The organism is Variovorax sp. 10N432 (genome assembly GCF_056394465.1).
This window is the reverse complement of record NZ_JBFTHX010000020.1, coordinates 111,517-120,477: the sequence shown is the minus strand read 5'-3', so window position 1 is coordinate 120,477 and position 8,961 is coordinate 111,517. Positions and strand designations below refer to the sequence as shown.

Here is an 8,961-nt window from a genome sequence, read left to right as displayed (position 1 = left end):
GGGTAGCCGTCCTCGACCACGCGCTTGCCCTTGCGGCCATAGGTGTGGGCGGAGTTGATGAGGCCGAACTCGCGTGCCAGGCGGATGTCGTGGGCGGCGACGTCGTACTCGCCCCAGTCGGGCCCGAGGATGGCCATGGCCAGGGTCACGAGGCGGTCGTCGGAGGCCAGGCGGCCCTTGCGCAGGCGCTCGATCTCCTCGCGCGGGAAGGGCTTCTTGTGATAGGGCACCTCGCCGGGTCGCTCGGGGGGCTTGACGGTGCCGCGGGCGAAGACGGCGCGCACGCCCGACTCCTCGAGGGCATCGATGGCGGTGTCGGTCATCTCGGCATCGCGCAGGATGTGGCACCAGTCGACGATGGTGGTGGTGCCGTTGCGCAATTGGTTCAGCGCGCCCAGCAGGTTGCCCAGGTAGACGTCGCGCACGCCGTAGCGCGTGGCGAGGTTGCCGTGCATGTTGGCCACGTAGTCGCGAAAACCCACCCAGTCGCTGCCGATGCCGCGCAGCTGGTACTCCCAGGTGTGGATGTGGGCGTTGACCAGCCCCGGCGTGACGATGCGGCCGCGGCCGTCGGCCACCTCGGCGTCGCCGGCCTCGATGTTCGGGCCGACGGCGAGGATCTTGTCGTCCTCGATCAGGATGTCGGCGTCGTCGAAGTCGCCGACCTCGGGGTCCATCGACAGGATGTTCGCGTGCTGGATCAGGATCCGCTTCATGGAGCTCCTCTTGTTGTCATCGTCGTTTCACAGGGGGCAGGGCGGATACTGAAGGTTTCTCATTAGGATATAAATAAGTCTTCTGAGAAGAATTGATTTCCTGATTGGAAAGAATGTGGACCGACTCACCTGCATGGCGGTTTTTCGCAAGGTCGTCGAGCGCAACAGCTTCAGCGACGCGGCCGCGGAACTCACGATGTCGGCCGGTTCGGTGAGCAAGTACGTGGCCGCGCTCGAGACCCATATCGGCACGCCGCTGCTGGCGCGCACCACCCGGCGCATCAGCCTGACGGAGGCGGGCGGCACCTACTACGCCAAGTGCGTGCGCATCCTCGACGACATCGAGGAGGCGGAGAAATCCACCGGCCAGCTGCACCCCACGCCGCGCGGTCTCTTGAAGGTGCGGGCACCGATCTCGCTGGGCTCGGCGCACCTGGGCCGCACCATCGCCGATTTCCTCGCGCGCTTTCCTGAGGTCAAGCTCGAACTCACGATGAACGACTTCTTCGTCGACCCCGCCGAGCAGGGTTTCGACGTCGCGATCGCCATCGCTGCCAACGATCGCGAGCCGATGCGCGGTGCGCGGCCGATCGGCCGCATGGCACGCGCCGTGGTGGCGGCGCCGTCGTATCTGGCCCGGCACGGCGAGCCGGCGGCCGTGCCGGACCTGAAGCGGCACAACTGCCTGGTCTACAACCGGGGCCAGGTGCCCGACGAGTGGCACCTGATCGGGCCCGGCGGCGACCGGACCGTGCGCGTCACGGGCGACTGCCGCTGCAACAACAGCCAGGTGCTGCGTGAATCGCTGCTCGAAGGCGCGGGCATCGGCCTGCTGCCGACTTTCCTGGTCGCCGCCGACATCGCCGCCGGCGACCTGTGTGTCGTGCTGCCGGGCTGGACGCCGGAGTCACGCACCTTGTATGCCGTGTTTCCCCAGCCTCGCCATCCGTCGCCGAAAGTGCGGGAGTTCGTGGATTTCCTGGCGCGCAGCTTCGCAGTCGACAGCCAGTGGCGCCTGGGTTTCTCGAACGAGGCTTGAGCCCCGCGGCTGCGGACGCGTCCTGGCGTGGCGCCGTCGCTACGCCGGATGGATCTTCGCTGCCACTTCCCAGCTGTGGCCCGCGGGATCGACGAAGCTCGCGCAGCGCATGCCCCAGGGCTTGTCCACAGGGCCGGCCAGCAAGGTCACGCCGCGTTGCTGCAACTCTCGGCAGACCGCATCGACGTCGGGGACCCAGATGCTGAGCTGGAAGCGGGAGCCGGCATCCGCTGCGGCCACGCGGCCAGCCTGGACGAGCTCGCGGGCGCTGTCGACCTTCAGCAGGTTGACGATCAGGTTCTCGAAGCCGACCGCCACCGAGTTCTGGTCCTCGAAAATGACCTGAACGCCGAAGACGGCCTGGTAGAAGGTCTTGGCGGCCTGCAGGTCTTCGACGAACAGGCTCATGGCACTGATGCGCTGGAGAGAGTTTGTCATTTCGTCGCGGTCGAGGGTGGGGTCGAGACGGCCATCGTACGCCGGGTGCCAGCCCGGCCCTCGGCCTTCGACGCCTCCCCGTGCAGCCAGCTCAGGAACGCTTCCACGGGCGGCCGGCGCGCATGCCGGGCCGGGTAGACCACGAAGTGCGCCTTCACGCGAACCGCCTTGTCGAGTCCGAAGATCGGCTTCAAGCGGCGGTCGGCGAGGTGGCCGGCACCGATGGTCGTGCTTTCGAGCGCGACGCCGAGCCCTTGCGCGGCGGCGTCCAGCGACATCATGGCGCGATCGAATCGCACCGAGAAGCGCTCCGGCGCGCGCAGGTCCGCGAAGGCGGCCAGCCAGTCGGACCACTGGACCACGCTGACGTTGCTCTGGATCAGCGGCACGTCGGCCAGCTGGTCGATCCGCTTGAGACGATGCTCGCGGATGAACGCCGGGCTGGCCAGCGGGACGATGCGCTCCTCGAACAAAGGCTCGATCACCATGTCGGGCCACTGCGGGACGCCGTAGCGGATGTCCAGGTCGGCCTCCCCCTGCGCGAAGTCGCTGTGCGTGTGCGCGGCCGACAGGTTCAGCGTGATGTCCGGACAGGCCCGGGCGAAGGCCCGCAATCGCGGCACCAGCCACAGGCTGGCGAAGCTGGGTGTCGAGTGCACGTACAGGCTGTTCTCGACGCCTTGCTGCAGGTCGTCCGTGGCGGCCAGCAGGGCCGATAGCGCGCCGCTGATGCGCAGCAGGTAGCGATCGCCCGCCGCGCTGAGCCGTACGCCATGGGCGCTGCGCTCGAACAGGCGCACGCCGAGATGGGCCTCGAGGCGCGAGACCTGATGGCTGACCGCCGACGCGGTGAGATGGAGCTCGGCCGCCGCATGGGCAAAGCTGCGCCGCCGCGCGACGGCCTCGAAAGCCCTGAGGTTGGGGACCGGTGGAATGGTGGCCATGGGGTCAACCCTGTAGTTGGATGACAAACCGTCATCTTAGGCTGAAGAGACTTCGCTTGTCGTCATGCGATGCAACGCCGACCATCGGCGCCACGGACCCCGGACGTCCGGCGACGACACCCCCACACAACAGGAGACAGGCATGACTGAACGCTTTGCGGGTCGACCCCGCATCACCTGCCCGCGAGGTGCGCGATGAGCGGCCTGCTGCTGACGCCGCACCGCGTCGGACCCGCCGGCTCGCTGGCCGCCCGCTGCGAGGATTGGCTAGGGCATGCCATCGAGGTGCCCGCGGCTGCGCTGGTGGTCGGCGAAGTCGTCGTCCTGCTGGCCGGCGTGATCTCGCGCTTCATCTTCAACAGCCCGATTCCGTGGGCCGACGAGCTGGCGTCGATCCTGTTCCTGTGGCTCGCGAACCTCGGCGCCGCCGTCGCGCTGCGGCGCGGCACGCACATGCGCACCACGGCGCTGGTCTCGCGCTGGAGCTCGCGGGCGCAGGCCTGGGCCGAGGCGCTCGCCATCGCCGCCCCCTGCCTGCTGCTGATGATCCTGATCGGGCCGATGACCGAGTACGCCCGCGACGAATGGGTCGTGCAGACGCCCGCGCTGTCCTGGCCCAACACGATCCGGGCGGCCGCGGTGCCGGTGGCCAGCGCCTTGATGATCGCGCTCGGGCTGCTGCGCCTGGCCCGGCTGGGCGCGGCCGACCTGATCGGCGTGGCGGTGGCGATGGCGGCGCTGGCCGGGCTGCTGTACCTCGGGTCGGACTGGCTGCAGGGCATCGGCAACTGGAACCTCTTCATCTTCTTCGCCCTGCTGCTGGGCGCCGGCGTGCTGCTCGGCGTGCCGATCGCCTTCTGCTTCGGCCTGGCGACCGTGGCCTTCCTGCTGTCCACCACCTCGACGCCGCTGGCGGTGGTGAGCGGGCGGATGGACGAGGGGATGAGCTCGCTGATCCTGCTCGCCGTGCCGCTGTTCATCCTGCTCGGGCACCTGGTCGAGATGACCGGCATGGCCAAGGCGATGGTCGACTTCCTGGCTTCCTTGCTGGGCCATGTGCGCGGCGGACTGAACTATGTGCTGCTGGGCGCGATGCTGCTGGTCTCGGGCATCTCCGGCGCCAAGACCGCCGACATGGCGGCGGTGGCGCCGGTGCTGCTGCCCGAGATGAAGAAGCGCGGCAACGACGAAGGCGAGCTGATCTCGCTGCTTGCGGCCTCCGGCGCGATGGCCGAGACGATCCCGCCGTCGCTGGTGCTGATCACCATCGGCTCGGTCGCCGGCATCTCGATCGGCGCGCTGTTCACCGGCGGCATCCTGCCCGGCGTGGTGCTGGCGATCATGCTGGCCATGCTGGCGCGCTACCGCAGCGCCGAGGTTGCGCACGGCCTGAAGCGTGCGCCGCTCGGCGTCGTCGGCCGCACGCTGCTGGTCGCGCTGCCGGCGCTGGCGCTGCCGGTGCTGATCCGCACCGCGGTGGTCGAGGGCATAGCGACCGCCACCGAGGTCTCGACCATCGGCATCGCCTATGCCGTGGTCGCCGGCCTCTTCATCTACCGGCGCTTCGACTGGCGGCGGCTGTACCCGATGCTGATCGACACCGCGGCGCTGTCGGGCGCGATCCTGTTCATCATCGGCACCGCCACCGGCATGTCCTGGGCGCTGACGCAGTCCGGCTTCTCGCACAGCCTGGCCAGCGTGATGACCAGCGTGCCCGGCGGCAAGTACGGCTTCCTGCTGGTGTCGATCGCGGCCTTCGTGGTGCTCGGTAGCGTGCTCGAGGGCATCCCGGCGATGGTGCTGTTCGCGCCGCTGCTGTTCCCGGTCGCCAAGGCGATCGGCGTGCATGAGGTGCACTACGCGATGGTGATCATCCTCGCCATGGGCATCGGCCTGTTCGCGCCGCCCTTCGGCCTCGGCTACTACGCGGCCTGCACCATCGGCCGCGCCCATCCCGACGTCGCGCTGCGCCGCATCTGGCCCTACCTGGGCGCACTGCTGGCCGGCCTGCTGATCGTCGCCTTCGTGCCCTGGATCTCGATCGGGCTCCTGGGCTGAGCTTTCCTCCATTCCCTTCCACGACCAAGGACCATTCCATGTCTGATTTGACGACCCGTTTGCGCGAGCGGGCCTACCGCATCCGCCGCTACGCCCTGCGCATGGGCGAAGTGCAGGGCCAGGGCTACATCGGCCAGGCGCTCGGCTGGGCCGACGTGCTGGCGGTGGCCTACGGCCACGCGCTGAACCTGCGCCCCGACGAACCCGAGTGGGAGGGCCGCGACCGCTTCCTGCTGTCGCACGGCCACTATGCGATCGCGTTCTATGCCGCATTGATCGAAGCCGGCATCATCGCCGAGAGCGAGCTAGAGACCTATGGCAGCGACGACAGCCGGCTGCCGATGTCGGGCATGGCGACCTACACGCCGGGCATGGAGATCTCGGGCGGCTCGCTCGGCCACGGGCTGGCGATCGGCGTCGGCATGGCGCTCGGGCTGCGGCAGAAGGGCAATCCGGCCTTCGTCTACAACTCGATGTCCGACGGCGAGCTCGACGAGGGCTCGACCTGGGAAGCCGCGATGGGCGCCGCCCACCACCGTCTCGCCAACCTCATCTGCCTGGTCGACATCAACAACCAGCAGGCCGACGGCCCCTCGGGCAAGGTGCTCGGCTTCGAGCCGCTGGCCGACAAGTGGACCGCCTTCGGCTGGCACGTGCAGCGCGTCGACGGCAACGACCTGCCGGCGGTGCTGAAGGCTTTCGACACCGCGCGCCAGCTGGGCGAAGCGAAGCCGCGGGTGATCCTGTTCGACACGCTGATGGGCAAGGGCGTGCCCTTCCTCGAGCAGCGCGAGAAGAACCACTTCATCCGCGTCGACCCGCCCGAGTGGCAGCAGGCCATCGAGACGCTCGACCAATCGCAAACCGAAGGAGCCCTGGCATGAACGCCCCCGTCGCCGAAAAGAAGCCGCGCCTGACCACCTCGGCGATGATCGCCTCGATCGCCACCGAGGGGCAGCGCGTCAAGGCCGCGCCGTTCGGCAAGGCGCTGGTCGAGCTCGGTGCCAGCCGGCCCGAGATCGTCGGCCTGACGGCCGACCTGGCGAAGTACACCGACCTGCACCTGTTCGCGCAAGTCTATCCCGAGCGCTTCCACCAGATGGGCATGGCCGAGCAGCTGCTGATGGCGGCTGCCGGCGGCATGGCCAAGGAAGGGCTGGTGCCGTTCGCGACCACCTATGCCGTCTTCGGCACCCGCCGCGCCTACGACTTCATCCACCAGGTGATCGCCGAGGAAAAGCTCAACGTCAAGATCTGCTGCGCCTTGCCGGGCCTGACCACCGGCTACGGCCCCAGCCACCAGGCGACCGAGGACATCGCGATGATGCGGGGCATTCCCGGGCTGACCATCGTCGATCCCTGCGATGCGCTGGACATCGAGCAGGCCGTGCCGCAGATCGCCGCCCACAACGGCCCGGTCTACATGCGCCTGCTGCGCGGCAATGTGCCGCTGGTGCTCGACGAGTACGACTACAAGTTCGAGCTCGGCAAGGCGAAGCTGCTGCGCGACGGCGACGATGTGCTGGTCATCTCCAGCGGCTTCATGACCATGCGTGCGCTCGAGGTCGCGCAGAAGCTGGCGGCCGACCGGATCGGTGTCGCCGTGCTGCACTGCCCGACCATCAAGCCGCTCGACGAAGCGACCATCCTCGAAGCCGTGCGCTACCGGCACCGGCTGGTCGTCGTCGCCGAGAACCACTCGGTGATCGGCGGCCTGGGCGAGGCGGTGGCCAGCACCCTGCTGCGCCATCGGGTCCAGCCGGCCGGCTTCGAACTGGCGGGCCTGCCCGACGCCTTCCTCGATGCCGGCGCGCTGCCGACGCTGCACGAGCGCTACGGCATCAGCCTGGACGCGCTCGCGGCCCGCATCAAGGGCTGGCTGGGCTGACAGCACGCCGCCTTCCACATCCGTCCCCGTCACCACCCTTCATTTTTCCGGAGTCCACACCATGCTTCTCGCTGACAAAGTTGCCCTCATCACCGGCGGTGCCGGTCTGGCCGGCCTCGGTTTCGCCACCGCCTCGCTGATGGCCGCGCAGGGCGCGCGCGTCGTGATCCTCGATCTCGAACGGGCCGACCCGGCGGGCGCCGCCGCTCGCCTCGGACCGCAGCACCTGGGCCTGGTGGCCGACGTGACCGACAAGGCCTCGTGCGAGCGCGCCGCCAAGGAGGTGCTCGCGCAATGCGGGCGCATCGACATCCTCGTCAACAACGCCGGCATCACGCAGCCGCGCAAGTTCGTCGACATCACGGGCGCCGACTACGACGCGGTGCTCGACGTCAGCCTGCGCGGCACGCTCTACATGTCGCAGGCGGTGCTGCCGGCGATGCGCTCGGCGAAGTCGGGCGCCATCGTCTGCATCTCCTCGGTGTCGGCCCAGCGCGGCGGCGGCATCCTCGGCGGCCCGCACTACTCGGCCGCGAAGGCCGGCGTGCTGGGCCTGGCCAGGGCGCTGGCGCGCGAGGCCGGCATCGACGGCATCCGCGTCAACTGCGTGACGCCGGGCCTGATCGCCACCGACATCAACAAGGGCCTGATCCCGGACGACCGCATGCAGGGGATCCTCGACCAGATCCCGCTGAACCGGATCGGCGAGCCGGCGGATGTCGCCGGCTGCGTCGTGTTCCTGGCGAGTCCGCTCGCGAAGTACTGCACCGGCGTCACGCTCGACGTGAACGGCGGCATGTTGATCCACTGATCGCAACGCCCCCCAAGGAGACAAGCCATGACCCCGAACAAGACCCCGACCGCGGGCCTGAGCCGCCGCCAATGCCTGGCCGGCGCCGCCGCGCTGCCGCTCTTCGCCATCCTGCCCAAGCGCGCCCATGCGGCCGAGTTCAACTACAAGCTCGCCACCGGGCAGGACCCCACCCACCCGGTCAACAAGCGCGCCCAGGAGGCGATCGACCGCATCAAGGCGGCCACCAACGGCCGGTTGGAGATCCGGCTGTTCCCGGCCAACCAGCTCGGCTCCGACACCGACCTGCTGTCCCAGGTGCGCAACGGCGGCATCGAGTTCTTCAACCAGGCCAGTTCGGTGCTGTCGACGCTGGTGCCTGCGGCCGGCATCGTCAACACCGGCTTCGCGTTCAGCGACAGCGAGCAGGTCTGGAAGGCAATGGACGGCGGCCTGGGCAAGTACGTGCGCGCACAGATCGAGAAGGTCGGGCTGATGACGATGTCCAAACCCTGGGAGAACGGCTTTCGCCAGATCACGACCTCCACCAAGCCGATCAACACGCCGGACGACCTCAAGGGCCTGAAGCTGCGCGTGCCGTCGGCACCGATGCTCTCGACCCTGTTCACCGCCCTCGGCGCCAGCCCGACGCCGATCAACTTCAACGAGGTCTACTCGGCGCTGCAGACCAAGCTGGTCGAAGGGCAGGAGAACCCGCTCGCCATCATCGCCACGGCGCGCCTGTACGAGGTGCAGAAGTACTGCAGCCTGACCAACCACGTCTGGGACGCCTACTGGATCCTCGGCAACCGCAAGGCGGTGGACCGGCTGCCGAAGGACATCCAGGAGATCGTCTTCCGCGAGTTCGACAAGGCGGCCGACGACGAGCGCGCCGACATCGCCGCGCTCAGCAAGTCGCTGCGCGCCGAGCTGCAGGGCAAGGGCCTGCAGTTCATCGAGGTCGACAAGAAGGTCTTCAAGGCCGCCCTCGGCAAGACCAGCTTCTACAAGGACTGGCGCGCCAAGTTCGGCGACGAGGCCTGGGCCCTGCTGGAACAGAACACCGGCGTCCTTGCCTGAGGTCCTCG

The 8,961-nt window shown here is 68.7% G+C and carries 9 protein-coding genes; 6 read left to right on the top strand and 3 right to left on the bottom strand.

Annotation, left to right across the window (positions count from 1 at the left end):
- Window positions 1-716 (bottom strand): amidohydrolase family protein (locus AC1DF3_RS22635; protein WP_478140903.1); only part of this gene is annotated, 716 nt, incomplete at its 3' end.
- 133 nt (window positions 717-849) lie between these two features.
- On the opposite strand from AC1DF3_RS22635, the gene AC1DF3_RS22630 reads away from it, so the two are divergent.
- Window positions 850-1,755: a LysR family transcriptional regulator gene (locus AC1DF3_RS22630; RefSeq protein WP_478140902.1), complete on the top strand. Its 906-nt coding sequence runs from the start codon at window positions 850-852 to the stop codon at window positions 1,753-1,755.
- 39 nt (window positions 1,756-1,794) lie between these two features.
- Here AC1DF3_RS22630 and AC1DF3_RS22625 read toward each other — a convergent pair whose 3' ends face one another.
- Window positions 1,795-2,193: a VOC family protein gene (locus AC1DF3_RS22625; RefSeq protein ID WP_478140901.1), complete on the bottom strand. Its 399-nt coding sequence runs from the start codon at window positions 2,191-2,193 to the stop codon at window positions 1,795-1,797.
- Complete coding sequence (locus tag AC1DF3_RS22620; protein ID WP_286536759.1) at window positions 2,190-3,137, bottom strand: LysR substrate-binding domain-containing protein; 948 nt, start codon at window positions 3,135-3,137, stop codon at window positions 2,190-2,192. Before AC1DF3_RS22620 ends, AC1DF3_RS22625 begins: the two co-directional genes overlap by 4 nt.
- 195 nt (window positions 3,138-3,332) lie before the next feature.
- Here AC1DF3_RS22620 and AC1DF3_RS22615 point away from each other — a divergent pair, with 195 nt between their 5' ends.
- From AC1DF3_RS22615 to AC1DF3_RS22595, 5 genes are all read left to right on the top strand, one after another.
- Window positions 3,333-5,195 carry a TRAP transporter large permease gene (locus AC1DF3_RS22615; RefSeq protein ID WP_478140900.1) on the top strand — a complete coding sequence of 621 codons (1,863 nt, stop codon included), beginning with the start codon at window positions 3,333-3,335 and terminating at the stop codon, window positions 5,193-5,195.
- Window positions 5,196-5,233: 38 nt separating this feature from the next.
- The gene (locus AC1DF3_RS22610) at window positions 5,234-6,079 is read left to right on the top strand and encodes a transketolase (protein ID WP_478140899.1); all 846 of its coding nucleotides are present in this window, start codon (window positions 5,234-5,236) and stop codon (window positions 6,077-6,079) included.
- Complete coding sequence (locus AC1DF3_RS22605; RefSeq protein WP_478140898.1) at window positions 6,076-7,083, top strand: transketolase family protein; 1,008 nt, start codon at window positions 6,076-6,078, stop codon at window positions 7,081-7,083. The genes AC1DF3_RS22610 and AC1DF3_RS22605 overlap by 4 nt, the downstream gene beginning before the upstream one ends.
- 61 nt (window positions 7,084-7,144) lie before the next feature.
- Window positions 7,145-7,894 (top strand): SDR family NAD(P)-dependent oxidoreductase, encoded by a 750-nt coding sequence (locus tag AC1DF3_RS22600; RefSeq protein ID WP_478140897.1) that lies wholly within the window; start codon window positions 7,145-7,147, stop codon window positions 7,892-7,894.
- 27 nt (window positions 7,895-7,921) lie between these two features.
- On the top strand, window positions 7,922-8,953 hold the full coding sequence (locus AC1DF3_RS22595) for a TRAP transporter substrate-binding protein (RefSeq protein WP_478140896.1): 1,032 nt from the start codon (window positions 7,922-7,924) through the stop codon (window positions 8,951-8,953).
- The last annotated feature ends 8 nt before the right edge of the window (window positions 8,954-8,961 follow it).

Bases quoted from the DNA above. Each gene is read 5' to 3' on its own strand.
- AC1DF3_RS22630 (WP_478140902.1), top strand. From the start codon at position 850: ATGGCGGTTTTTCGCAAGGTCGTCGAGCGCAACAGCTTCAGCGACGCG.
- AC1DF3_RS22625 (WP_478140901.1), bottom strand. From the start codon at position 2,193: ATGACAAACTCTCTCCAGCGCATCAGTGCCATGAGCCTGTTCGTCGAA.
- AC1DF3_RS22620 (WP_286536759.1), bottom strand. From the start codon at position 3,137: ATGGCCACCATTCCACCGGTCCCCAACCTCAGGGCTTTCGAGGCCGTC.
- AC1DF3_RS22615 (WP_478140900.1), top strand. From the start codon at position 3,333: ATGAGCGGCCTGCTGCTGACGCCGCACCGCGTCGGACCCGCCGGCTCG.
- AC1DF3_RS22610 (WP_478140899.1), top strand. From the start codon at position 5,234: ATGTCTGATTTGACGACCCGTTTGCGCGAGCGGGCCTACCGCATCCGC.
- AC1DF3_RS22605 (WP_478140898.1), top strand. From the start codon at position 6,076: ATGAACGCCCCCGTCGCCGAAAAGAAGCCGCGCCTGACCACCTCGGCG.
- AC1DF3_RS22600 (WP_478140897.1), top strand. From the start codon at position 7,145: ATGCTTCTCGCTGACAAAGTTGCCCTCATCACCGGCGGTGCCGGTCTG.
- AC1DF3_RS22595 (WP_478140896.1), top strand. From the start codon at position 7,922: ATGACCCCGAACAAGACCCCGACCGCGGGCCTGAGCCGCCGCCAATGC.